The sequence below is a fragment of the Streptomyces sp. NPDC050842 genome, from assembly GCF_044456565.1.
Taxonomy (GTDB): domain Bacteria; phylum Actinomycetota; class Actinomycetes; order Streptomycetales; family Streptomycetaceae; genus Streptomyces.
The window spans coordinates 36,504-59,702 of the sequence record NZ_JBITGA010000002.1; the positions used below are offsets into that span (position 1 = coordinate 36,504).

Consider the following 23,199-nt stretch of genomic DNA (forward strand, 5'->3'; position numbering starts at 1 on the left):
ACCTTTTCCGTTCGTGGTGTCAGTTCGCGGTGTCAGTGGGAGAAGAAGTCGAGGGCGAGGCGGTTGAACTCGTCGGCCTGCTCGACCTGGGCCCAGTGGCCGCAGTGCGGGAAGACGTGCAGGCGGGCGTCGGGGATGGCCTTGAGGGCGACGAGTGCGCCGTCGAGGGGGTTGACGCGGTCCTCGCGTCCCCAGGTGAGGAGCACCGGCCGGTCGATCCGGTGGGCCTCGCGCCAGAGCATGACGTCCTCGGCCCAGGCGGGGTTGGCGAACGAGGCTCCCATCCGGGCGTTGCCGAGCCGGGTGTCGGGGTCGTTCGCCGAGGCCCAGCGCTCCTCGACGAGTTCGTCGGTGACGATCGACGGGTCGTACGCCATGACGCCGAGGAACGCGCGGAGTTGCTCCTTGGTCGGCTCCGGTGCGGCGCTGAACTCGAAGAGCCGCTTGATGCCCTCGGTCGGGTCCGGGGCGAAGAGGTTGACGGAGACGCCGCCGGGGCCCATGAGGAGGAGCTTGGCGACCTTCTCCGGGTGGTTCAGGGCCATGCGGACGGCCGTGCCGCCGCCGAGCGAGTTGCCGACGAAGTGCGCCTGTTCGATGCCCAGTTCGTCCATCAGGGCGGCAACGGCGTCCGCGCTGTAGCTGAAGTAGTCCTTGTCGAGCTCCGGCTTGTCCGAGCGGCCGTAGCAGGGCTGGTCGACGAGGAGCGTACGGAAGTGCTCGGCGAAGACCGGGAGGTTGCGGCCGAAGTTGCTCCAGCCGGAGGCGCCGGGGCCGCCGCCGTGCAGCATGATCACGACGGGTGCCCGGTCCCGGCCCGCGGGTCCGGCCTCGTGGTAGTGGAGGGTGAGTCCCGCCGCCTTGGCGGTGCGGGACGTCGACGCGTGGGTGAGTTCTGCCTCTGCCATCGGGGGCACCTCTCAGGCCATGGTGTCGTGGATGTCGATGCCGAGCGCGCACTGCCCGTACATGACGAGGGCCCGCTCGGGATCGTTGGCGGCGTGGCCGCGGCCGGTGTGGGCGTCGCGCCAGGCGCGCTGGACGGGGCTGGGTCCGGTGCGCATGGCGTTGCCGCCGGCGTTCTCCATGAGGAGGTCGACCGCCGCGACGCAGCGTTCGGTGGCGAGCACCTGGTCCCGGCGGGTGCGGACACGGAGCTCCATCGGGATCTCCTCGTCGCGCTGCGCGTACGCGTACATCTCGCCGATGTTGCGGGTGATCTGGAGCCAGCTCGCGTCGATGTCACTGGCGGCGCGGGCGATGCGGACCTGTGCGAAGGGGTCCTCGGCGACCTTCTGGCCGTAGGAGACGCGGAACCGCTGCCGGGTGGCCTCGGTGTAGGAGTCGTAGGCGCCCTCGGCGATGCCGACGATCGGGGTGGTGATGGTGGTGGTGAACACGCCGGCGTACGGCAGCCGGTACAGCGGTTCCTGGTTGAGCGCGTGGCCCGGCACCTTCAGGGCGGTGACCGGTCCGAAGCTCAGGGCGCGGTGGTCGGGGACGAAGACGTCCTCGACGACGACGTCATTGCTGCCGCTGCCGCGCAGGCCGACGGTGTCCCACACGTCGTCGACGCGGTAGTCGGAGCGGGGGATCAGGAAGGTGCGCATGTCCACCGGGTTGCCCTCGGCGTCGGGGACGAGGCAGCCGAGCAGGGCCCACTGGACGTGGTCGCAGCCGGAGGAGAAGTGCCAGCGGCCGGACAGCCGGAAGCCGCCGTCGACCGCGGTCGCCTTGCCGGTGGGGGCGTACGAGGAGGCGATACGGGTCTTGGGGTCCTCGCCCCACACCTCCTGCTGGGCGCGCGGGTCGAACAGGGCGACGTGCCAGGGGTGGACGCCGACCACGGAGGCGACCCAGCCGGTCGAGCCGCACGCCTTGGCGATCTCCTTGACCGCCGTGTAGAAGACCAGCGGGTCCGCCGCCCGGCCGCCGAAGGCCGTGGGCTGGAGCAGCTGGAAGAAGCCGGTGTCCTCGATCTCCTTGATGGACGCGTCGGGTACGCGGCGCAGGGCCTCGGCCTCGGCGGCGCGCTCGCGCAGGCCGGGGGCGAGATCGCGGATCGCTGCCAGGACGTCGTCGGCCATGGGGCATCCCCTTTCGGGTCGTGGTGGGGGAAGTGCCAGGACCGTACGACGCGGTGTCGCGCAGCGAAATGCGCTGCTCCCACTGAGCGGGAAGGAGCAGCGGATGCGGTGCGGTGCGGTGGAGGGGTGTCGTATACGGCGGAGGCGGTCAGAGCATCGGGTCGTGGACGGCGATGCCCAGGGCGTCCTGGCCGAAGAGGAGCAGGGCCCGCTCCACGTCGTTGGCCGCCTGGCCGCGGCCGGTGTGGAGGTCACGCCAGGCGCGCTGGAGGACGTCGGCGCCGCCGCGCATGGGGCTGCCGGCGGCGTTCTCCATCAGCAGGTCCACGGCCGCGATCGCGCGTTCGCTGGCGAGCGCCTGGTCGCGGCGGGCGCGTGCGCGCAGGGACGTCGACGGTTCCCTTCCGTCACGGGCGACGGCGTACAGGTCGGCCGTGTTACGGGTCAACTGCAGCAGGCTCGCGTCGATGTCGCCGGCCGCGCGGGCGACACGTACCTGCGCGAAGGGGTCCTCGGCGACCCTCTGTCCGGAGGAGGCGCGCACGCGTTCGCGGGCGGCGGCGACGTACTCCTCGTACGCCCCCTCGGCGATGCCGACCATGGCGGTCGAGATCGCGGTGGTGAAGACGGCGGCGTACGGCAGCCGGTACAGCGGCTCGGGGTTCGCCGCGTGTCCCGGGCAGCGCAGTGCGGTCACCGGGCCGAAGCCGAGGGTCCGGTGACCGGGGACGAAGGCGGCCTCGACCACGATGTCGTTGCTGCCGCTGCCGCGCAGGCCGACCGGGTCCCAGACGTCGTCGACGCGGTAGTCGGCGCACGGCACCAGGAACGTCCGCATGTCGACGGCCCGTCCCTCGGTGTCGGTGACGACACCGCCCAGGAGGGCCCACCGGGCGTGGTCGCAGCCTGCCGAGAGGTGCCAGCGGCCGGACAGGCGGAAGCCGCCGTCGACCGTGGTGACGTTCCCGGTGGGGGCGTGGGAGGAGCAGATGCGGGTGGCTCCGTCCGTGCCCCAGACGTCCTCCTGGGCCTGCGGCTCGAAGAGGGCCAGGTGCCAGGGGTGGACGCCGAGGACGGCCGCGGCCCAGCCCGTCGAGCCGCACGCCTTGGCGATCTCCCGCAGCGCGGCGTAGAAGACGTCCGGGGCGGCGGCGAGTCCGCCGTACGCCCTGGGTCGGAGGAGCCGGAAGAAGCCGGCCTGTTCGAGTTCCTCGACGGTGGAGTCGGGCACGCGGCGCAGCGTCTCGGTGTCGGCCGCGCGCTCGCGCAGGGCGGGCGCGAGGGCGCGGACCGCGGCGAGAACGTCGTCTTCGCGCATGCGCGTGCCTCCCGGATCGTGGGCCCGTCCTCCGAGATCGTCTTCTGAGCTCGTCGTGCTGTGGCCGAATGACGTGAGGAAAACTACGCGTTACTGTTCCGAGACGGAACACCCTCTTCCCAGCCGCCGGAACACTCTGGCAATCTCCACGCAATACCGGAGATTGCGGACGCGGCCAAGGCTTCCGCCGTCCGTGTGGGAGGTGCCGATGACGACGCCAACTGTCGAGGCCGGATGTCCGCCGCTGTCCCTGCTGGAGAAGGCGGCGAAGGTGCTGAGCGCCTTCCAGAGCGCGGGGCCCCGACTCACTCTGACCGAGGTCGTGCAGCGTTCCGGCATCCGCCGGTCCTCCGCGCACCGCATCCTCGATCAGCTGGTGCAACTGCGCTGGCTGGAGCGCGAGGGCCGGGACTACCGGCTCGGCATGGGCATGCTGGAGCTCGGGGCGATGGCCTCGCACCACAACCGGCTGCGCCGGGCGGCGCTGCCCCATCTGCACGCCCTGCACGAGTCCACGGGCCACCTGGTGCACCTCACCGTGCTCGACGGCGCCGAGGTGGTCTACCTGGAGCGCATCGGCGGGTCGGACGACTCCGGCGTGCCCTCGCGGACGGGTGGGCGCCAGCCGGCGTACTGCACGGCGTCGGGCAAGGCGATCCTGGCCTTCAGTGACCCCGCGGTGGCGGAGCAGGTGATCGCGCACGGGCTGCGGCCGCGGACGCCGCGGACCATCACCCGCCCGGAGTCCTTCCGGGGCGAGCTGGCGATGGCGCGGGAGCGGGGGGTGGCGTTCGACCACGAGGAGGGGTTCCGGGGGGTCTTCTGTGTGGCCGCGCCGCTGCGTGGCGCGGGCCGGGCGATCGCCGCGATCTCGGTGTCCGGCAACGGCGTCCACCGCGACCTCGAACGGATCGCGCCCGCCGTGCGCGGCTGCGCGCGTTCCGTCTGGCAGGCGATGTTCGGTCCGGGGCGGCACACGGAGAAGCAGCTGCAGCCGGTCGGAGCGATGCCCGACCCCGCGTTTCCTCAGCCCTCGATGGACAACATGATGACCTGGCTGCGTTTCAGCGAGTGGATGTGACGACTCCGTCCCCGGCGGGCACCCGGAGGTGTCCGCCGGGGACGGAGTCGGACCGCCTCCACCTGGCGGCGGTTCGGAGAGTCACCAGGTGCGGTCGCCGCGCAGCGCCGCGTCGGCGCCTCCGTCGGCGAAGACGACCTGTCCGGTGACGTGGGTGTTCTCGGGCGAGACGAGCCAGGCGATCAGCGGGGCGATCTGTTCCGGGCGGGCGTGGCCGTGGAGCGGCATCGGCACGCTGCGCTCGACGAGTCCGCGCATGTCCGGGTCGGCCAGGAGGGGCTGGGTCAGCGGCGTGACGACCACGCCGGGGGCCACGGCGTTGAGCGGGACGCCCGCACCGGCCCAGTCGTCGGTGATCGCGGAGCGGCGTACCCAGCGGGAGATCGACGCCTTGGACGAGGAGTAGACGAGGTGGCCCTCGCCGCGGTCGACGGCCGCCCAGGAGGCGGCCACCGCCGCGGGCTCGTCCCCGGCGAGCGCGGCGTCCACGATCGCGGGGTCGGTCGGATGCACGGAGTCGATCGACCCGATGACCACGGCCCGCGGATCGGTGCCGGCCGTGAGGAGCGGGCGCAGTCCCGCGAGCGTGGCGACGGCGCCGAAGTGGTTCAGCCGGATGGTGAGCGGGGCGAAGTGGGCGACGCCCGCGCAGGAGACGACGGCGTCGAGGCGGCCCCCTTCGAGCCCGGGGCCTCCCGCGAGCCCGCGGCCCCCGGTGAGCTCGCGGGCGCGGGTGACGAGTTCGGCGCGGCCCTCGGGCGTGGACAGGTCCGCCGTGATGTCGGCGTCCTTGAGGTCGGCGCCGATGACGGTATGGCCCTGCGCCCGCAGGAGGGCGGCCGTGGCCTTGCCGATGCCGGAGGCCGATCCGGTGACCAGACAGGTACGAGGCATACGGGTTCCTTGTCGGGAGTGTCCGGAGAATCAGGAGTAGGTGACCGCGACCCTGTCGGTGAGCGGCAGGGCCTGACAGGCCAGGACGTATCCCTCGGCGATGTCCTCGTCGTCCAGGACGTCGTTGCGGAGCATCTTCACGTCGCCGGCCACGACCCGGCAGGTGCAGGCGCTGCAGGCGCCCTCCCGGCACGAGTACGGGGCGTCCATCCCGGCGGCCAGGAGCGCGTCGAGCAGCGGGGTGGCCCGTGGCCAGGCGAGCGTGCGGGTCTCGCCGTCGAGCTCGACCTCCGCCGTACTGGCGCTGTCGCCCGTACCGCCGCCGACCGCCGGGGCGGGGATGTCGAAGACGTGTCCGCCGAGGGAGAAGAACCGTTCCCGGTGGATGCGGTGGCCCGGCGCGCCGACCGCGCGCAGCGCCTGTTCCACGGCGTCCATGAGCGGTTCCGGGCCGCAGACGAAGGCCTCGCGGTCGGCGTACGGCGCGAGCGCGGCGGCCAGCCGTTCCGCGCGGGGCAGGCCCTGGAGCGACTCCAGCCAGTGGAGCACGAGGAGCCGGTCCGGGTGGTGCGCGGCCAGCTCCCGCAGCTCGTCGCGGAAGATGACCGAGGACTCGTCGCGGTTGGCGTACAGGAGGACGACCCGGCCCTGTCCCCCGGCGAGGGCCGACTTGGCGATCGAGAGCACCGGCGTGATGCCGCTCCCCCCGGCGACGAGGAGCAGGTCGTGGTCGAGGGAGTCGGGGGTGAAGGTGCCGGCCGGGGGCAGCACCTCCAGCTCGTCGCCCGCCGCCAGGTGGTCGCACACCCAGTTGGAGCCGTGGCCGCCGGCCACCCGTTTGACGGTGACCTTCAGGGGTTCGCCGGTGTGGGGTGAGCTGGCGAGGGAGTAGCAGCGGGCGGCCGGCTTGCCGTCCGCCCCCGGCAGCTTGAGCGTGAGGAACTGCCCGGGGCGGTACGCGAAGCGGTCCGCGCTCTCCCGCGGCGCCTGGAGCACCAGGGAGTGCGCGTCAGGCGTCTCGGCGATCACCTGGACGACGCGCAGCCGGTGGGTGCGCGCCCCGGGCCCTTGCTCGGACGTCGGCTCAGACATCGGCGACCTCCAGGGTTCCGTCCTCCACCGCGCGGTCGATGCTCGACCGCAGGGCCCGGCAGGTCCGTATCCGGGCGCTCGTCGCGCCCTCGCTCACGCCCTCGCTCACCCGGTCGCGGAACTCTGCGCAGACGACGGCCGCGTCGGCGGTCCACTGCACGGAGGTGTGGGCCGGGCTGAACTTCTCGCACAGGACCTGGTTGCCGCAGGTCGCGCACTCCACCGGTCGCATGTCAGGCTCCGGTCTCCGGCGCCGCCGCACGGCGGGCGAGGTTCTCCTCGACCTCCGCGTGCCAGGCCTTGTTGGCGCGCTGGGTGTCGATCTCGAACTCGAATCGGCGGGTCATCTCATCCTTGACGTCGGCGACGTCGACGTAGAACTGGTCGTACCAGCGGCGGAGTTGGTAGACCGGGCCGTCTTCCTCGGTGAGCAGGGGGTTGTCGATCCGGGTCTTGTTCTTCCAGATCTCCACGTCCTGCTCGAAGCCGACGGTCGTTCCCTCGGCGGTGAGCCGCGCGGCCTCGTCGGCCTGTTCCTCGGTCATCCCGGGGAGCCGCTTGACGATCGCCCCGTACTGGAGCAGGAAGCTGTTCTCGTCGATGGGGTAGTGGCAGTTGATCAGGACGACCTCCATCTCCATGCCGCCGCCGACGTCGCTGTAGAGGTGGTCGATCATGTAGGAGGGGCCGTAGTAGGAGGCGTCGGAGCGCAGGCGGCCGGCGCTGAGGGTGCCCAGTTCCATGTCGCCGCGGGGGCTGCTCTCCATGTACTGGGTGGCGACGTGCCCTTCGAAGACGTTCTTGAAGTACTCCGGGAAGGCGTAGTGGACGTAGTAGAAGTGCGCCATGTCCACGACGTTGTCGACGATCTCGCGGCAGTTGGAGCCCTCGACCCGCAGGGTCTTCCAGTTCCAGTCGCTCCACTGGTCCGCTTCGGGGCCGTGGATGCCGGCGATCTCGGGGACGGTGACCTCGGGCGGCGGGGGGTTTCCCTCCGGGTCGTGCCAGACGAAGAGCTGCTTGTTCCGCTCCAGGGTGAGCCAGGCGCGGGTCCTGGCGCGCGGCGGGACCCGGCGGGCGTACGGGATGCCGGCGCAGCGGCCGTCGCCCGCCCAGCGCCAGTCGTGGAAGGGGCAGGCGACGGCGTCGCCCTTGACCGTGCCGTGGGCGAGGTTGCCGCCCATGTGGGGGCAGTAGGCGTTGAGGACGTGCAGCTGCCCGTCGTCCGCGCCCTGGAAGACCACCAGCTTGGTGCCGAAGGCCTCGATCTCGTGCGGGTTTCCGTCCGTGAAGTCGTCGGCGAGGCCGAGGCAGTGCCAGCCCCGGGCGAAGCGCGCCGGCGGCCTGCCGGCCTCGATGACCCGGACCTCGTCGTTGAGAGCAGTCATCTCGTTGTCCCTTCGTGTGTGGGGGTTCAGTTCCGCGCGGCGAGTTCCACGGCGATGTCGATGAGCTGGTCCTCCTGGCCGCCGACGAGACGGCGTTCGCCCGCGCGCAGGAGGATCTCGGCACCGGAGACGCCGTAGCGCTCGGCCTGCCGGTAGGCGTGCTTGAGGAAGCTGGAGTAGACCCCGGCGTGGCCCATGAGCAGGGCGAGCCGGTCGAGTCGGCATTCCTCGTCCATGACCGGGCGGACCACGTCCTCCGCCGCGTCGATGATCTTCAGGACGTCGATGCCGGTGCGGATGCCCATCTTGGCGCAGACGGCGACGAGTGCCTCGACCGCGGTGTTTCCGGCGCCCGCGCCGAGCCGGCGGGTGGAGCCGTCGATCTGCAGCGCGCCGGCCTTGACGGCGGCGATGGAGTTCCCGGTGCCGAGGGCCAGGTTCTCGTGTCCGTGGAAGCCGACCTGGGCGTCGCCGCCGAGTTCGGCGACCAGGGCCTCGACCCGGGCGGTGACGTCGTCCATGACCATGGCGCCGGCGGAGTCGACGACGTACACGCACTGGCAGCCGGAGTCGGCCATGATCCGGGCCTGCCGGGCCAGGTTCCCGGGCGTCGTCGAGTGGGCCATCATCAGGAAGCCGACGGTCTCCAGGCCCCGCTCGCGGGCGAGTCCGAAGTGCTGGACCGCGATGTCGGCCTCGGTGCAGTGGGTGGCGATGCGGCAGATGCTCGCGCCGTTGTCGTGCGCGGCCAGGATGTCGTCCTTGACGCCGAGTCCGGGCAGCATGAGGAAGGCGATCCTCGCCTGCCGGGCGGTGTCCACCGCGATCTTGATGAGTTCCTGTTCGGGCGTCTTGGAGAAGCCGTAGTTGAACGAGGATCCGCCGAGTCCGTCGCCGTGGGTCACCTCGATCACCGGGACGCCGGCGTCGTCGAGGGCGGCGACGACGGACCGTACGTCCTCGCCGGTGAACTGGTGCCGTTTGGCGTGCGAGCCGTCGCGCAGCGAGGAGTCGGTGATCCGGATGTCGAGGGTGTCCGAGTAGGGGGTGCCGGAGTAGGCGGTGTCCGAGTAGGGCATGGGGTGGGGGCTCCTTACGCGCGAGGCGCGAGGAGCGCCTTGGCGAACTCCTCGCCGACCCTGGTGGCGGCGGCGGTCATGATGTCGAGGTTTCCGGCGTAGGGCGGCAGGTAGTCGCCCGCGCCCTCGACCTCCAGGAAGATCGCGACGCGCGCCATCCCGCCGTTCTCGGGGCTCGGGTCGTCGAACTGCGGCTCGGTGCGCAGGCGGTAGCCGGGGACGTAGTCGGCGACCTGCTCGGCGATCTCCTTGACGGAGACGGCGATGGCGTCGCGGTCGGCGTCCTCCGGGATCGCGCAGAAGACGGTGTCCCGCATGATGACGGGTGGCTCGGCAGGGTTGAGGATGATGATCGCCTTGCCGCGCGCGGCCCCGCCGATCGTCTCGATGCCACGTGAGGTGGTCCGGGTGAACTCGTCGATGTTCGCGCGGGTTCCGGGCCCGGCGGAGACGGAGGCCACCGAGGCGACGATCTCCGCGTACGGCACGGGGACGACGCGGGAGACGGCGTACACCATGGGGATGGTGGCCTGTCCGCCGCAGGTGATCATGTTGACGTTGGGCTTGTCGAGGTGCTCGCGGAGATTGGCGGGCGGTACGACGGCGGGGCCGACGGCCGCCGGGGTGAGGTCGACCGCCTTGATGCCGAGCTCGGCGTAGCGCGGGGCGTTGGCCCGGTGGACGGAGGCGCTGGTGGCCTCGAAGACGATGTCGGGCTTCTCGTCCTGGGCGAGCAGCCGGTCGACGCCCTCGTGGCTGGCCTCCAGGCCCAGCCGGCGGGCGCGGGATAGGCCCTCGCTGTCGGGGTCGACGCCGATCATCCAGCGGGGTTCGACGTGTGCGGAGCGGAGCAGCTTGTAGAGCAGGTCGGTGCCGATGTTGCCGGAACCGACGATGGCGGCTGTCGCCTTGGTCCTGGTGTTGATGGTCATCACCTCAGATGAAGGGCAGGGAGACCGAGCCCAGCCCGGTGAACTCGGCGGTGAACGTCGCTCCGGGCGCCACGTCGACGGCCCGGGTGCAGGAGCCGGGCAGCACGACGTGCCCCTTCTTCAGGGACACCCCGAAGCGGGCCACGGTGCGGGCCAGCCAGGCGACGGAGAGCGCCGGGTCGCCGAGGACGGCGTCGCTGCGCCCCTCGGCGAGCAGTTCGCCGTCGCCGGTCAGCCGTGCGTCGATCGCCCTCAGGTCGAGCTCGCGGGGGTCGCGGCCCTCGCCGATGACGTATCCGGCGGAGGAGGCGTTGTCCGCGATGGTGTCGGCGATGGTGATCCGCCAGTCGCGGATCCTGCTGTCGATCAGCTCCAGTGCGGGCACGACGCGTTCGGTCGCGGCGAGCACGTCGGCGGCGGTGCACGTCTCACCCGGGAGGTCGTCGCCGAGGACGAACCCGACCTCGACCTCGACGCGCGGGTGGCAGTAGCGGGAGACGGGGACCGGGAGATCGGGCCGCAGCTCCATGTCGTGGAGCAGGTGGCCGTAGTCGGGTTCGTCGACGCCCATCATCTGCTGCATGACGGGGGACGACAGGCCGACCTTGTGGCCGCGCACCTCGGCTCCCGCCGCGAGGCGGTGCCGGATGTTGACGAGCTGGATCTCGTACGCGTCCTCGGTGTCGATGCCGGGGAAGGCCGAGGTCAGCGGGGCGATCGGCGTGACGCCGTGTTCGGCGGAGCGCAGCAGCTCGGCCGCCTCGTGTCTCTGGCGGTCCGTGAGCATGGCGGGTCCCTCCTGCGGGCGGTTGGGGCTGTCCGGCGAGGCTAGGCCGGTACCGATGACCGCAGGGAGCGCCAGTTCCCGGTGAGCGGGAAAGGCCCCCGGAGGGGGCGGAACGCACTGCGGGGCGGCCTCGTGGCGTTCCCGTCACGAGGCCGCCCCGCAGATTCGCGAAGTCGGTCAGTGCGCCCCGCGGAGGGGCGGCGAAGTCGGTCAGTGCGCCCCGTACACGGGCTGCGGCGGCTCCGCGTCCGCGAGGAGCTTCAGCGCCGTGTCGCCCGCCTCGGCCGGGGTCCAGCGGGCGCCCTTGTCGGCCGTCGGGCCCGGCCGCCAGCCCTCCATGACGGTGATCCGGCCCGCCTCGGCCTCGAAGACGCGTCCCGTCACGCCGGCCGAGGCGGCGGAGCCCAGCCAGACGACGAGGGGGGAGACGTTCTCCGGGGCCATCGCGTCGAAGGCGTCGCCCCCGGGGGCGGCCATCGTCTCGGCGAAGGTCTGCTCGGTCATCCGGGTGCGGGCGGCGGGGGCGATCGCGTTGACCTGGACGCCGTAGCGTCGCGTCTCGGCGGCGGCGACGAGGGTGAGGCCGATGATCCCGGCCTTGGCGGCGGCGTAGTTGCCCTGGCCGACGCTGCCGAGGAGACCGGCTCCGGAGCTGGTGTTGATCACCCGTGCCTCGGGCGTCCGGCCGGCCTTGGCCTCGGCGCGCCAGTGCGCGGTGGCGTACTTGAGGGGCAGGAAGTGCCCCTTGAGGTGGACGCGCATGACGGCGTCCCACTCGTCCTCGTCGAGGTTGACGAGCATGCGGTCGCGCAGGAACCCGGCGTTGTTGACGAGGGTGTCGAGGCGGCCGAAGGCCTCCAGGGCGGTGGTGATCAGCGAGGCCGCGCCGTCGGCGGTGGCGATGTCACCGCCGTGGGCGACGGCCTCTCCGCCCGCCGCCGTGATCTCGTCGACGACCTGCTGGGCCGGTCCCGCGCCGCCGCCGCTGCCGTCCGGGGCGACGCCGAGGTCGTTGACGACGACCTTGGCGCCCTCGGCGGCGAAGGCGAGGGCGTGCGCGCGGCCGAGGCCGCGGCCCGCTCCGGTGACGATGACGACGCGTCCGCCGCACAGTCCTGTCATGGTGTGGTCCTTTCACTCGAGCTGGGTGGGGCCGTCAGTGGTTGACGGTGGCGGCGTCGAGGAAGCCGGGGCGTTCCCCGCCGCCGTGGACGTGCAGGCTGGCGCCGCTGATGTACGCGGCACGGTCAGAGGCGAGGAAGACGCAGGCGTCACCGATGTCGGCGGGTTCGGCAAGCCTGCCGAGCGGCACGGTGCGGCCGACGGCGGCGACGCCTTCCTCGTCCCCGTAGTGCAGATGGGACAGTTCGGTGCGCACCATGCCGAGGACGACGGTGTTGACCCGCACGCGGGGCGCCCATTCCACGGCCATGGAGCGGGCGAGGTTGTCCAGGCCCGCCTTCGCGGCTCCGTAGGCCGCGCTGCCCGGGGACGGGCGGGTGCCGCTGACGCTGCCGATCATGATGATCGCCCCTCCCCCGGTCTGGTGGCGCATCACCTCGTACGCGGCGAGGGAGGCGGTCAGCGGGGCGACGAGGTTCAGTTCGACGACCCGGGCCTGTCGCTCGGCCCCGCCGTCGCCGAGCATCCGGAACGGCGTTCCCCCGGCGTTGTTGACGAGGGTGTCGAGCCGTCCGTGGTCGTCGCGTACCCGGTCGAAGAACCCGCCGACCGCTTCCGGGTCGCGGAGGTCGACCGGGAGGAAGCGGGCCGTGCGCCCCGCCGCCTCGATGGGCTCGTCGGGGGGCCGTCGCGCGCAGGTCACGACCTCCGCGCCGGCTTCCAGCAGGGCACGGGTGATTCCCGCGCCGACGCCCCGTGTACCGCCGGTGACGACGGCGACGGATCCCGACAGATCGATGATCGCTGGCAATGGGCACCTCCCGCAGCGCGCGAACCGCTGCTATCTTCCACCTAACAAACGTTAGGTGGAAAGGTAGCTGATCTGCTCATGGGTGTCTCCACCTCCGCCCCGGAAGAGGGCATCGCCGTCGTCACCGTGGACTTCCCCCCGGTCAACGCCCTGCCTGTACAGGGCTGGTACGACCTGGCCGCCGCGGTGCGCGCCGCCGGCGCCGACCCCAAGGTGCGCTGCCTGGTGCTCACCGCCGGGGGCCGCGGTTTCAATGCCGGCGTCGACATCAAGGAGATCCAGCGCACGACCGGGCACGACGCCCTCCTCGGCGCCAACCGCGGCTGTTACGAGGCGTTCGGCGCGATCTACGACTGCGAGGTGCCGGTGGTCGCCGCCGTGCACGGCTTCTGCCTGGGCGGCGGAATCGGGCTCGTCGGAAACGCCGACGTGGTCGTCGCCTCCGACGACGCGACCTTCGGCCTGCCCGAGCTGGACCGGGGCGCGCTGGGCGCGGCCACCCATCTCTCCCGGCTGGTCCCCCAGCACCTGATGCGGGCCCTGTACTACACCTCGCGCACCATCACCGCCCAGGAGTTGCTCGGCCACGGCTCGGTGTGGCGGGTCGTCCCGCGCGAGGGACTCCGGGAGGCGGCCCTTGAGCTGGCCCGGGAGATCGCCGCCAAGGACGGGCAGCTGATCCGGCTGGCCAAGGCCGCGATCAACGGCATCGATCCGGTGGACGTCCACCGCAGCTACCGCTTCGAACAGGGCTTCACCTTCGAGGCCAACCTGAGCGGCGTCGCCGACCGGGTCCGCGACACCTTCGGCACCGAGAGGACGAACACCGTGAACGAGACGGCCAAGGAGGAGCAGTCGTGAGCAGGGACAAGACGATGACCGCCGAGGAGGTCGTCGGCCGCCTGGAGAGCGGGATGACGATCGGGATCGGCGGCTGGGGCTCGCGGCGCAAGCCGATGGCACTGGTCCGGGCGCTGCTGCGGTCGGACCTCACCGATCTGACCGTCGTGTCGTACGGCGGCCCGGACGTCGGGCTGCTCGCCGCCGCCGGGAAGGTCCGCAAGCTGGTCGCGGCCTTCGCCACCCTCGACTCCATCCCGCTGGAGCCGCACTTCGGCGCGGCCCGGCAGAGCGGCTCCCTGGAGATGGTGGAGCTGGACGAGGCCATGGTCATGTGGGGGCTGACCGCCGCCGCGCAGCGGCTGCCCTTCATGCCCGTACGGGCCGGGCTCGGCTCGGACCTGATGAGCGTCAACCCGTCGCTGCGGACGGTCACGTCCCCGTACGACGACCGTGAGGAGTTCGTCGCCGTCCCCGCGCTGCGCCTGGACGCCGCGCTGGTCCACCTCAACCGCGCCGACGCGCACGGCAACGGCCAGTACCTGGGCCCCGACCCGTACTTCGACGACCTCTTCTGCGAGGCCGCGGACACCGCGTACCTCTCGTGCGAGCGGATCGTGGAGACCTCCGAGCTGCTCAAGGACTCCGGGCCGCAGTCGCTGCTCGTCAAGCGCGCGTTCGTCAACGGCGTCGTGGAGACCCCGAACGGCGCGCACTTCACCTCCTGCACCCCCGACTACGACCGCGACGAGACGTTCCAGCGCGCCTACGTCACGGCCGCGCGCGATCCGGAGGCCTGGCTGGCCTTCACCGAGCGGTTCCTCTCCGGCGACGAGGGCGCGTACCAGGCCGCGGTGGCGGCGTTCCACGAGGAGGAAGCATGAGCGGCAGCCGCACGACGACGGATACGACGACGACGGCGACGCGCGCCGAGTACTGCGTGGTGGCGTGCGCCGAGGCATGGCGCGGCGCGGGCGAGATCCTCGCCAGTCCGATGGGGACCGTCCCGATGATCGGGGCCCGGCTCGCGCGGCTCACCTTCTCGCCCGACCTGCTCCTGACCGACGGCGAGGCGCTGCTCATCGCCGACGTGCCGGCGGTCGGCGCCCCGCCCCGGGTCGTGGAGGGATGGCTGCCGTACCGCCAGCACCTGGCCCTCGTCACCACCGGGCGGCGGCACGTGATGATGGGAGCGAGCCAGATCGACCGGTACGGCAACCAGAACATCAGCTGCATCGGCGACTGGGCGCGGCCCAAGCGCCAGCTCCTCGGCGTCCGCGGCGCGCCCGTCAACACCCTCAACAACCCGACGAGTTACTGGGTCCCCAAGCACTCGACCCGGGTCTTCGTCGAGCGGGTCGACATGGTCTCCGGGGTCGGCTACGACCGCGCGGCCGCGGCCGGCCCCTCGGCGGCCCGCTACCACCGCATCCCCGAAGTCGTCAGCGACCTGGGGGTCTTCGACTTCGAGACCCCGGACCGCACCATGCGGCTGAGGTCGCTGCACCCCGGTGTCACCCTCGAACAGGTCACGGCGGCCACCGGCTTCACGCTCACCGTCCCCGACGAGGTGCCGTACACCCGTGAGCCCACCGCGGAGGAACTGCGGCTGATCCGCGAGGAGATCGACCCGAAGGGACTGCGGAACCGCGAGGTTCCCGCATGAGCGACATCACGATCGCCACCCCCCTCACCGAACTGGTCGGCGTGCGGCACCCCCTCGTCCAGACCGGCATGGGGTGGGTGGCCGGTCCCCGGCTCGTCTCGGCCACCGCCGCCGCGGGCGCGCTCGGGATCCTCGCCTCGGCGACCATGACCGTCGAGCAGCTCCGCTCGGCGGTGCGCGAGGTGAAGTCCCGTACGGACGCGCCCTTCGGCGTGAACCTGCGCGCGGACGCCGGAGACGCGGCCGAGCGCGTGCGGATCATCATCGACGAGGGCGTACGGGTCGCCTCGTTCGCCCTCGCCCCGTCGCGCGAGCTCATCGCGCGGCTCAAGGACGCGGGCGTCGTCGTCATCCCCTCCATCGGAGCCAAGCGGCACGCCGAGAAGGTCGCCTCGTGGGGCGCCGACGCGGTGCTGGTGCAGGGCGGCGAGGGCGGCGGTCACACGGGGAGCGTCGCCACCACCGTCCTGCTCCCGCAGATCGTGGACGCCGTCGACATCCCCGTCATCGCGGCCGGTGGCTTCCGCGACGGGCGCGGCCTGGTCGCGGCGCTCGCCCACGGCGCAGCCGGCGTCGCCATGGGCACGCGGTTCCTGCTCACCTCGGACTCGACCGTGCCGGACGCGGTCAAGGCCCGCTATCTGGCCGCCACGGTCCAGGACGTGACGGTCACCACCGCCGTCGACGGCCTGCCGCACCGGATGCTGCGCACCGAGCTCGTCGACGCGCTGGAGCGTTCGGGCCGGGCCGCCTCGCTGCTGCGGGCGGTACGGCACGCCGCGGCCTTCCGCCGCGAGACGGACATGAGCTGGGCGCGGATGGTCCGGGACGGTCTGGCGATGAAGCACGGCAAGGACATGACCTGGAGCCAGATCCTGCTGGCGGCCAACACCCCGATGCTGCTCAAGGCGTCGATGGTGGAGGGCAGGACCGATCTCGGTGTGATGGCCTCCGGGCAGGTCGCGGGGCTCATCGACGATCTGCCGTCGTGCGCCGAACTCGTCGACCGGATCATGGCGGAGGCGCGGGCCACGCTCGCATCGCTCCCGCGCGTGAGCTGAGCGCCGGAGCTCATGAACAGGCCCGCCGGGGTGTCGTCACCCGGCGGGCCTGTCGCCTACGGAGGCCGTCGGTCAGAGGCGCTCGATGATGGTGACGTTGGCCTGACCGCCGCCCTCGCACATCGTCTGCAGGCCGTAGCGGCCGCCGGTGCGCTCCAGCTCGTGCAGGAGGGTGGTCGTGAGTTTGGTGCCGGTCGCGCCGAGCGGGTGGCCGAGGGCGATGGCCCCGCCGTTGACGTTGACCTTGTCCGGGTCCGCGCCGGTCTCCTTCAGCCAGGCGAGGACGACCGAGGCGAAGGCCTCGTTGATCTCCACCAGGTCGATGTCGTCGAGCGTCATCCCGGCCTTCTTCAGCGCGTACGCCGTAGCCGGGATCGGCGCGGACAGCATGCGGATCGGGTCCTCGCCCCGTACGGACAGGTGGTGGACGCGGGCGCGCGGCGTCAGGCCGTGCTCCCGTACGGCCCGCTCCGAGGCGATCAGCATCGCCGAGGCTCCGTCGGAGACCTGGGAGGAGACCGCGGCGGTCAGCCGGCCGCCCTCGACCACCGGGTTCAGGCCCGCCATCTTCTCCAGTGTGGTGTCGCGACGCGGGCCCTCGTCGGTGGTCACGTCGCCGTACGCCACGATCTCCCGGTCGAAGCGGCCCTCGTCGATGGCGCGGGCGGCCCGCTGGTGCGAGCGCAGGGCGAACTCCTCCATGTCCCGGCGGGAGATGCCCCACTTGGTGGCGATGAGCTCGGCGCCGTGGAACTGGTTGACCGGCTGGTCGCCGTACCGGGCCCGCCAGCCCTCGGAGCCGGCGTACGGGCCGTCGGTCAGTCCGAGCGGCGCGGCGGCCTGGCGGCTGGCGAAGGCGATGGGGACCAGGGACATGTTCTGCACGCCGCCCGCGACCACCAGGTCCTGGGTGCCGGACAGGACTCCCTGCGCGGCGAAGTGCAGGGCCTGCTGGGAGGATCCGCACTGCCGGTCGACGGTCACGCCCGGCACCTCCTCGGGCAGGCCGGCGGCCAGCCAGGCGGTGCGGGCGATGTCGCCGGCCTGCGGGCCGACGGTGTCGAGGCAGCCGAAGACGACGTCCTCGACGGCGGCGGGGTCGGCGCCCGCGCGCTCCATCAGTGCCTTCAGGACGTGGGCGCCGAGGTCGGCGGGGTGGACGGCGGCGAGCCCGCCGTTCCGCCTGCCGACGGGGGTGCGCACCGCTTCGATGATGTATGCCTCGGCCATGGCCGCTCCTCTTTCCTGTCTCACGCGTTCATGTCATGGATGTCCGTACGGAGTGCGACGCCCTCCAGCACCATGGACAGGTACTGGCGGGCGATCTCCTCCGGGCTGTGCTGTCCGCCGGGCCGGTACCAGGACGCGGCGACCCAGACGGTGTCGCGCACGAAGCGGTAGGTGAGGCGGACGTCGAGGTCGGCGCGGAACACCCCGGCGGTCACGCCGCGCTCCAGGGTGCCGAGCCAGGCCTTCTCGAACCTCTGCTGCGAGTCGTCGAGATAGCCGAAGCGCGGCTGCTCCCGCAGGTGCCGGGACTCCTTCTGGTAGATGGCGACGGCGGCGCGATGCCGGTCGATCTCCCGGAAGGACTCGGTGACGAGGGCCTCGATGGTCTCCCTGGGGCCGAGTCCGGCGGCGAGTACGGCGTCGTACCTGCCCCACAGCTCGTTCAGGAAGCCGGAGAGGATCTCGTCGAGCATCGACTCCTTGGAGTCGAAGTGGTAGTAGAGGCTGCCGGCGAGGATGCCCGCCGCGTCGGCGATCTTGCGGACGGTGGTGGCGTTGTAGCCCTGGGCGGCGAACACCTCGGCGGCGGTGGCGAGGAGTTCGTGGCGCCGCTCGGGTGCCGCGCTCACCACGCTCTTCCTCCTGCTCTCCGGCAGCCGGTCATGGTCGGCTCACGGATGCTGGCTGCTGACCGAGACGACCTCACCGGTCAGGTACGAGGAGTAGCCGCTGGCCAGGAACACGATCACGTTGGCCACCTCCCACGGCTCGGCGTACCGCCCGAACGCCTCGCGGGCGGTCAGTTCTTCCAGGAGCTCGGGCGTGGTGACCTTCGCCAGGTGGGGGTGCATGGCCAGGCTCGGGGAGACGGCGTTGACCCGTACTCCGTACTCGGCGGCCTCCAGGGCGGCGCAGCGGGTGAGCGCCATGACGCCGGCCTTGGCGGCGGCGTAGTGGGCCTGGCCCTTCTGGGCCCGCCAGCCGACCACGGAGGCGTTGTTGACGACGACGCCGCCGCTGCCCGCCGCCTTCAGGCGGCGGAGTGCAGCGCGGGTGCAGCGGAAGGTGCCGTTGAGGGTGACGTCGAGGACCTTGTCCCATTGGTCGTCGGTCATGTCGACGAGGTCGGCGGTGCCGCCCAGACCGGCGTTGTTGACGAGGATGTCGAGGCGCCCGTGGCGCTCCTCGGCGAGGTCGAGGAGGGCGGCGACCTGGGCCTCGTCGGTGACGTCGCAGGGCAGGGCGGCGACGCGGTCGGCGCCGAACTCCGCGGCCAGTTCGGCCTCGGACTCCTTCAGCCGGCGGGCGTGGGCGTCCGAGAGGACGACCCGCGCGCCCTCCTCCAGGAGCCGCCGCGCGGTGGCGCCGCCGATACCGGCGCCGGCCGCGGCGGTCACCACGGCGCTCCGGTCGGCGAGCAGCCCGTGCCCCGGGACGTAGGGGGGTGGTGTGCGGGTCACGGGCGGACCTCCTTGGGCAGGCCGAGGACGCGCTCGGCGATGATGTTCCGCTGGATCTCGTTGGATCCGGCGTAGATGGTGTCGGAGCGGGAGAAGAGGTAGAGCCGCTGCCAGTCGGTGAGGTCGTACGGTTCGCCGGCCGCCAGCATGCCGCCGGCGCCGCAGACGTCCATGGCGAGTTCGCCCAATTCGCGGTGCCAGGTGGCCCAGAAGATCTTGCCGATGGACGCTTCAGGGCCGGGGGCCCCGGCCGCGACGCCGCCGAGCATGCGCAGGGCGTTGAACCGGATGGTCTCCAGGCCGATCCAGGCCCGGGCGACGCGGTCGCGGATCAGCGGGTCCGTGGCCGCGCCGTTGCGGCGTGCCAGGTCGATGACGGCTTCCAGTTCGCGGCGGAAGCCGACCTGCTGGCCGAGGGTGGAGACGCCCCGCTCGAAGCCGAGCGTGGCCATGGCCACCTTCCAGCCCTCGCCCGGGGCGCCGACGACGTTCGCCGCGTCCGTCCTGGCCCCGTCGAAGAACACCTCGTTGAACTCCGAGGTGCCGGTCAGCTGGACGATCGGCCGGATGTCGACACCGGGCCGGCGCAGCGGGACGAGCAGATAGGACAGGCCTTGGTGGCGGACCGAGCCGGCTTCGGTGCGGGCGACGACGAAGCACCAGTCGGACTCGTGCGCCTGTGACGTCCAGATCTTCTGGCCGGTGACCACCCACTCCCCGCCGTCCCGTTCGGCCCGGGTCCGGACGTTGGCCAGGTCCGATCCCGCGTCCGGCTCGCTGTAGCCCTGGCACCACAGTTCCTCGACGGCGACGATCGGCGGGAGGAAGCGCTCGCGCTGCTCGGGCGTGCCGAAGGCGATGAGGGTGGGCCCGAGGAGCTGTTCGCCGATGTGGCCGACGCGGGCGGGGGCGTCGGCGAGGGCGTACTCCTCGTGGAAGGCGACCTGCTGTTCCAGGGTCGCTCCCCGGCCGCCGTACTCCTTCGGCCAGCCGACGCAGGTCCATCCCTCGGCGGCCATGTGCCGCTCCCAGGCGAGGCGTTCGGCATGGGCCTCATGCTCCCGACCGGGTCCTCCGCGGCCGCGCAGGGCGGCGAACTCGCCGGTGAGGTGGGAGCGCAGCCAGCTGCGGAACTCTGCGCGGAACTCCTCGACGTTGCTCATGGCCGTACGTTAACCTACCAAACACTTGTTAGGGAAGGAGGGCGGATGTCCGCTGCCCGCACCGCATCCACGTCCACATCGACGGTCACATCGACGTCCACATCCACGACGACTTCGACGGCCACGTCGCCTGTCCGATACGCCCGCCTCGGCCCCGTCGCCGTGGTCACCATGGACCGGCCCGATTACCGCAACGCCCAGAACTCCGCGATGACATACGCCCTGGACGAGGCCTTCTACCGCGCGGCCGGCGACAGCGAGGTCAAGGTCGTCGTGCTCGCCGGGGCGGGGAAGCACTTCTCCGCCGGTCACGACATCGGCACGCCGGAACGTGACGCGCACCTGCCGTTCGACCGAAGGGCCGGGCTCTGGTGGGACCACTCGGACAAGGAGGGCGCGGAGAGCCGCTTCGCCCGGGAGTCCGAGGTCTATCTGGGCATGTGCCGGCGCTGGCGCGAACTGCCCAAGCCCATGATCGCGTCCGTCCAGGGCGCCTGCGTCGCGGGCGGCCTGATGCTCGCCTGGGTGTGCGACCTGATCGTCGCCTCCGAGGACGCGTTCTTCGCCGACCCGGTCGTCCGCATGGGCATCCCCGGCGTCGAGTACTTCGCCCACCCGTGGGTGATGCCCCCGCGCATCGCGAAGGAGTTCCTGTACACCGGCGACCGGATGAGCGCCCGTCGCGCGTACGAGGTCGGCATGATCAACCGCGTCGTCCCGCGCGAGGAACTGACCGACCGGACCATGGAGTTGGCCGCCAGGATCGCCGAGATGCCGCGCATGGGCCTGGCCCTGACCAAGCGCGCGGTCAACCAGGCCGAGGACCTCCAGGGCATGCACACCGGCATGGACTCGGTGTTCGGACTGCACCACCTCGCCCACGCGCACAACGCGGAGACCGCCCCGGACTCCCTGGGCGGCATGGACATCCACGCGATGAAGGCGGCGGGAGCCTGATGGACCTCGACTTCACCACGGCGGAGGACGCCTTCCGGGCCGAGGCCCGCGCCTGGCTCACCACCCACGCGCCCACCACCCCCCTGCCCTCCCTGGAGACGGAAGAGGGCTTCGCGGCCCACCGGGAATGGGAGCGGACCCTCTTCGCGGACCGTTGGTCGGTGGTCTCCTGGCCCGAGGAGTACGGGGGCAGGGGCGCGTCGATCCTCCGGTGGCTGATCTTCGAGGAGGAGTACTTCGCGGCTGGCTCACCCGGCCGGGTGAGCCAGAACGGCATCAACCTCCTCGCCCCCACCCTCTTCGAGCACGGCACCGACGAGCAGCGCGCCCGGATCCTCCCCTCCATGGCCTCCGGCGAGGTCATCTGGGCCCAGGCCTGGTCCGAACCGGAGTCCGGCTCGGACCTCGCGAGCCTGCGCTCCACCGCCGTCCGCACGGAGGGCGGCTGGCTTCTGAGCGGCCAGAAGACCTGGTCGTCGCGGGCGGCCTTCGCCGACCGCGCCTTCGGCCTCTTCCGCAGCGACCCGGCGGCCGCCAAGCCGCACCAGGGCCTGACCTATCTGATGTTCCCGCTGGACGCGGACGGGGTGACCGTACGGCCCATCGGGCGGCTCGACGGCAAGCCCGCCTTCGCCGAACTCTTCCTCGACGACGTCTTCGTGCCCGACGAGGACGTGATCGGCGCACCGGGCCAGGGCTGGCGGGTCGCCATGAGCACGGCGGGCAACGAGCGCGGGCTCACGCTGCGCAGCCCCGGACGGTTCACGGCCGCCGCCGAGCGGCTGGCCGACCTGTGGCGGGAGGGCGCCGACCCGTCCGACACCGCCCTGCGCGACCGGGTCGCCGACGCGGTCATCGGAGCGCGGGCCTACCGGTTGTTCACCTACGCCAACGCCTCCCGGATCGCCGCGGGAGAGTCGCTCGGCGCCGAGTCCAGCCTCAACAAGGTCTTCTGGTCCGAACTCGACATCGCGCTCCACGAGACCGCGCTCGACGTGCTCGGCCCCTACGGCGAACTGTCCGACGAGGCCACGGACGCTCCCGCCCACGGCAGTTGGGCCGAGGGCCACACGTTCTCCCTCGCCGGGCCGATCTACGCGGGCACCAACGAGATCCAGCGCGACATCATCGCCGAGCGCCTGCTCGGCCTGCCGAAGGGACGCCGGTGATGCGGTTCCTCCTCGACGACGAGCAGCGGGAGTTCGCCCGCTCGCTCGACGCCATGCTCACCGCGTCCGACACCCCCGGGGCCGTACGGGCCTGGGCCGCCGGTGACACCGCGCCGGGCCGTGCGCTCTGGTCCCGGCTCGCGGAGGCGGGAGTCTTCGCCCTCGCCGTACCGGAACCGTACGAAGGACTCGGCCCGCTGCCGGTGGAACTGGTCGTGGCCTTCACCGAGTTGGGCCGCCACGCCGTTCCCGGCCCGCTCGTCGAGACGGTCGCCGCGGCCGCGCTCCTCGACCGTCTCGGCGACCACGAGGCGGCTGCGGCGTGGCTGCCGCGCATCGCCTCCGGCAAGGCGGTCGTCTCCCTGTGCGTGCCGGCCGTCGGAAGCCCCTACGCCCTGGACCCGGACGCGACCGACGCCGTGCTCGTCGTCGAGGGCGACACCGTGCTCCTGACGGAGGACGCCGGGCCCGTCCAGCCGTCCGCCGACCCCGCGCGCCGACTGGCCCGCCCCCTCGGCGGCACCGTCCTGGCCAGGGGCCCCGAGGTGACCGCGGCCGCCGCGCACGCCGCCGACGTCGCGGCCCTGGTCACCGCCGCCCAGGCGCTCGGCCTCGGCCGCGCGCTGCTCGACCGGACCGTGGCGTACGTCAAGCAGCGCACCCAGTTCGGAGTCGCCATCGGCTCGTTCCAGGCGGTGAAGCACCGCCTGGCCGACACGCTCATCGCCCTGGAGTTCGCTCGGCCCCTGCTCCACTCGGCCGCGCTGGCCCTGGCGCGGGCGGACGGCGCGGAAGCCGGGCACGAGATCGCCGCGGCAAAGGTCGCGGCGGGCGACGCCGCCTACGCCGCCGCCCGCGCCGCCCTGCAACTGCACGGCGCCGTCGGCTACACGGACGAGCTGGACCTGTCCCTGTGGATCCGCAAGGCCCGTCCCCTGCGCGAGGCCTGGGGCACCCCCGCCGCGTGCCGCGCCCGCGTCCTCGCGCCCTGACGCCGCCGGCTCGCTCGCCCGGACCACCCACCCGGGAGAGCGAGCCTCGTACGGGATGTCCGACACCTCA

Annotated in this window: 24 protein-coding genes; 8 read left to right on the forward strand and 16 right to left on the reverse strand. The window is 72.3% G+C overall.

Features of this window, described 5'->3' with window-relative positions:
- Positions 1-32 precede the first annotated feature (32 nt).
- The 3 genes from hsaD to hsaA (ACIBG6_RS05450) form a co-directional block, all read right to left on the reverse strand.
- On the reverse strand, positions 33-908 hold the full coding sequence (gene hsaD / locus ACIBG6_RS05440; RefSeq protein WP_399221232.1) for a 4,5:9,10-diseco-3-hydroxy-5,9,17-trioxoandrosta-1(10),2-diene-4-oate hydrolase: 876 nt from the start codon (positions 906-908) through the stop codon (positions 33-35).
- 12 nt (positions 909-920) lie between these two features.
- Entirely contained in the window at positions 921-2,087 is a 1,167-nt protein-coding gene (gene hsaA, locus ACIBG6_RS05445) for a 3-hydroxy-9,10-secoandrosta-1,3,5(10)-triene-9,17-dione monooxygenase oxygenase subunit (protein WP_399221233.1), read from the reverse strand.
- 148 nt (positions 2,088-2,235) lie between these two features.
- Entirely contained in the window at positions 2,236-3,405 is a 1,170-nt protein-coding gene (hsaA, locus tag ACIBG6_RS05450; protein WP_399221234.1) for a 3-hydroxy-9,10-secoandrosta-1,3,5(10)-triene-9,17-dione monooxygenase oxygenase subunit, read from the reverse strand.
- A gap of 208 nt (positions 3,406-3,613) precedes the next feature.
- On the opposite strand from hsaA (ACIBG6_RS05450), the gene ACIBG6_RS05455 reads away from it, so the two are divergent.
- Positions 3,614-4,486, forward strand: coding sequence for an IclR family transcriptional regulator (locus tag ACIBG6_RS05455; RefSeq protein WP_399221235.1), 873 nt, complete (start codon positions 3,614-3,616; stop codon positions 4,484-4,486).
- An 81-nt stretch (positions 4,487-4,567) separates the two neighbouring features.
- On the opposite strand, the gene ACIBG6_RS05460 is transcribed toward ACIBG6_RS05455, so the two are convergent.
- The 9 genes from ACIBG6_RS05460 to ACIBG6_RS05500 all read right to left on the reverse strand — a co-directional run bounded on the left by ACIBG6_RS05460 (position 4,568) and on the right by ACIBG6_RS05500 (position 12,591).
- The gene (locus ACIBG6_RS05460) at positions 4,568-5,380 is read right to left on the reverse strand and encodes an SDR family oxidoreductase (RefSeq protein WP_399221236.1); all 813 of its coding nucleotides are present in this window, start codon (positions 5,378-5,380) and stop codon (positions 4,568-4,570) included.
- Between the two features lie 30 nt (positions 5,381-5,410).
- On the reverse strand, positions 5,411-6,472 hold the full coding sequence (locus tag ACIBG6_RS05465) for a 2Fe-2S iron-sulfur cluster-binding protein (RefSeq protein WP_399221237.1): 1,062 nt from the start codon (positions 6,470-6,472) through the stop codon (positions 5,411-5,413).
- On the reverse strand, positions 6,465-6,704 hold the full coding sequence (locus ACIBG6_RS05470) for a hypothetical protein (protein WP_399221238.1): 240 nt from the start codon (positions 6,702-6,704) through the stop codon (positions 6,465-6,467). The genes ACIBG6_RS05465 and ACIBG6_RS05470 overlap by 8 nt, the downstream gene beginning before the upstream one ends.
- A gap of 1 nt (position 6,705) precedes the next feature.
- Positions 6,706-7,860, reverse strand: a complete 1,155-nt coding sequence (locus ACIBG6_RS05475; RefSeq protein ID WP_399221239.1) for a Rieske 2Fe-2S domain-containing protein — start codon at positions 7,858-7,860, stop codon at positions 6,706-6,708.
- A gap of 26 nt (positions 7,861-7,886) precedes the next feature.
- Positions 7,887-8,939, reverse strand: a complete 1,053-nt coding sequence (gene dmpG / locus ACIBG6_RS05480) for a 4-hydroxy-2-oxovalerate aldolase (protein WP_399221240.1) — start codon at positions 8,937-8,939, stop codon at positions 7,887-7,889.
- A gap of 14 nt (positions 8,940-8,953) precedes the next feature.
- Entirely contained in the window at positions 8,954-9,871 is a 918-nt protein-coding gene (locus tag ACIBG6_RS05485) for an acetaldehyde dehydrogenase (acetylating) (RefSeq protein ID WP_399221241.1), read from the reverse strand.
- 4 nt (positions 9,872-9,875) lie between these two features.
- Positions 9,876-10,658 carry a 2-keto-4-pentenoate hydratase gene (locus tag ACIBG6_RS05490; RefSeq protein WP_399221242.1) on the reverse strand — a complete coding sequence of 261 codons (783 nt, stop codon included), beginning with the start codon at positions 10,656-10,658 and terminating at the stop codon, positions 9,876-9,878.
- Between the two features lie 210 nt (positions 10,659-10,868).
- A complete protein-coding gene (locus tag ACIBG6_RS05495) occupies positions 10,869-11,780 on the reverse strand; it encodes an SDR family oxidoreductase (protein WP_399221244.1) in 912 nt (303 codons plus the stop codon).
- Positions 11,781-11,814: 34 nt separating this feature from the next.
- A complete protein-coding gene (locus ACIBG6_RS05500; protein ID WP_399221245.1) occupies positions 11,815-12,591 on the reverse strand; it encodes an SDR family oxidoreductase in 777 nt (258 codons plus the stop codon).
- A 78-nt stretch (positions 12,592-12,669) separates the two neighbouring features.
- Here ACIBG6_RS05500 and ACIBG6_RS05505 point away from each other — a divergent pair, with 78 nt between their 5' ends.
- The 4 genes from ACIBG6_RS05505 to ACIBG6_RS05520 are packed head-to-tail and all read left to right on the forward strand — an operon-like array spanning position 12,670 to position 16,158.
- On the forward strand, positions 12,670-13,452 hold the full coding sequence (locus ACIBG6_RS05505) for an enoyl-CoA hydratase family protein (protein WP_399221246.1): 783 nt from the start codon (positions 12,670-12,672) through the stop codon (positions 13,450-13,452).
- 14 nt (positions 13,453-13,466) lie between these two features.
- Positions 13,467-14,315 carry a CoA transferase subunit A gene (locus ACIBG6_RS05510; protein ID WP_399221937.1) on the forward strand — a complete coding sequence of 283 codons (849 nt, stop codon included), beginning with the start codon at positions 13,467-13,469 and terminating at the stop codon, positions 14,313-14,315.
- Entirely contained in the window at positions 14,312-15,097 is a 786-nt protein-coding gene (locus tag ACIBG6_RS05515; protein ID WP_399221247.1) for a CoA-transferase subunit beta, read from the forward strand. Before ACIBG6_RS05510 ends, ACIBG6_RS05515 begins: the two co-directional genes overlap by 4 nt.
- Complete coding sequence (locus ACIBG6_RS05520; protein ID WP_399221248.1) at positions 15,094-16,158, forward strand: NAD(P)H-dependent flavin oxidoreductase; 1,065 nt, start codon at positions 15,094-15,096, stop codon at positions 16,156-16,158. The genes ACIBG6_RS05515 and ACIBG6_RS05520 overlap by 4 nt, the downstream gene beginning before the upstream one ends.
- Positions 16,159-16,230: 72 nt before the next feature.
- On the opposite strand, the gene ACIBG6_RS05525 is transcribed toward ACIBG6_RS05520, so the two are convergent.
- From ACIBG6_RS05525 to ACIBG6_RS05540, 4 genes are read right to left on the reverse strand one after another with little or no spacing between them, the layout of a single operon-like run.
- Positions 16,231-17,388, reverse strand: a complete 1,158-nt coding sequence (locus ACIBG6_RS05525; protein ID WP_399221250.1) for an acetyl-CoA C-acetyltransferase — start codon at positions 17,386-17,388, stop codon at positions 16,231-16,233.
- A 20-nt stretch (positions 17,389-17,408) separates the two neighbouring features.
- Complete coding sequence (locus ACIBG6_RS05530; protein ID WP_399221251.1) at positions 17,409-18,017, reverse strand: TetR/AcrR family transcriptional regulator; 609 nt, start codon at positions 18,015-18,017, stop codon at positions 17,409-17,411.
- 42 nt (positions 18,018-18,059) lie between these two features.
- Positions 18,060-18,848, reverse strand: a complete 789-nt coding sequence (locus tag ACIBG6_RS05535) for an SDR family oxidoreductase (RefSeq protein WP_399221252.1) — start codon at positions 18,846-18,848, stop codon at positions 18,060-18,062.
- Positions 18,845-20,011 carry an acyl-CoA dehydrogenase family protein gene (locus tag ACIBG6_RS05540; protein ID WP_399221253.1) on the reverse strand — a complete coding sequence of 389 codons (1,167 nt, stop codon included), beginning with the start codon at positions 20,009-20,011 and terminating at the stop codon, positions 18,845-18,847. Before ACIBG6_RS05540 ends, ACIBG6_RS05535 begins: the two co-directional genes overlap by 4 nt.
- 45 nt (positions 20,012-20,056) lie before the next feature.
- On the opposite strand from ACIBG6_RS05540, the gene ACIBG6_RS05545 reads away from it, so the two are divergent.
- Genes ACIBG6_RS05545 through ACIBG6_RS05555 form a run of 3 tightly spaced genes read left to right on the forward strand, consistent with a single transcriptional unit; the run spans position 20,057 to position 23,129 of the window.
- The gene (locus ACIBG6_RS05545; RefSeq protein ID WP_399221254.1) at positions 20,057-20,968 is read left to right on the forward strand and encodes an enoyl-CoA hydratase; all 912 of its coding nucleotides are present in this window, start codon (positions 20,057-20,059) and stop codon (positions 20,966-20,968) included.
- On the forward strand, positions 20,968-22,137 hold the full coding sequence (locus tag ACIBG6_RS05550) for an acyl-CoA dehydrogenase family protein (RefSeq protein ID WP_399221255.1): 1,170 nt from the start codon (positions 20,968-20,970) through the stop codon (positions 22,135-22,137). Before ACIBG6_RS05545 ends, ACIBG6_RS05550 begins: the two co-directional genes overlap by 1 nt.
- The gene (locus ACIBG6_RS05555; protein WP_399221939.1) at positions 22,137-23,129 is read left to right on the forward strand and encodes an acyl-CoA dehydrogenase family protein; all 993 of its coding nucleotides are present in this window, start codon (positions 22,137-22,139) and stop codon (positions 23,127-23,129) included. Before ACIBG6_RS05550 ends, ACIBG6_RS05555 begins: the two co-directional genes overlap by 1 nt.
- The last annotated feature ends 70 nt before the right edge of the window (positions 23,130-23,199 follow it).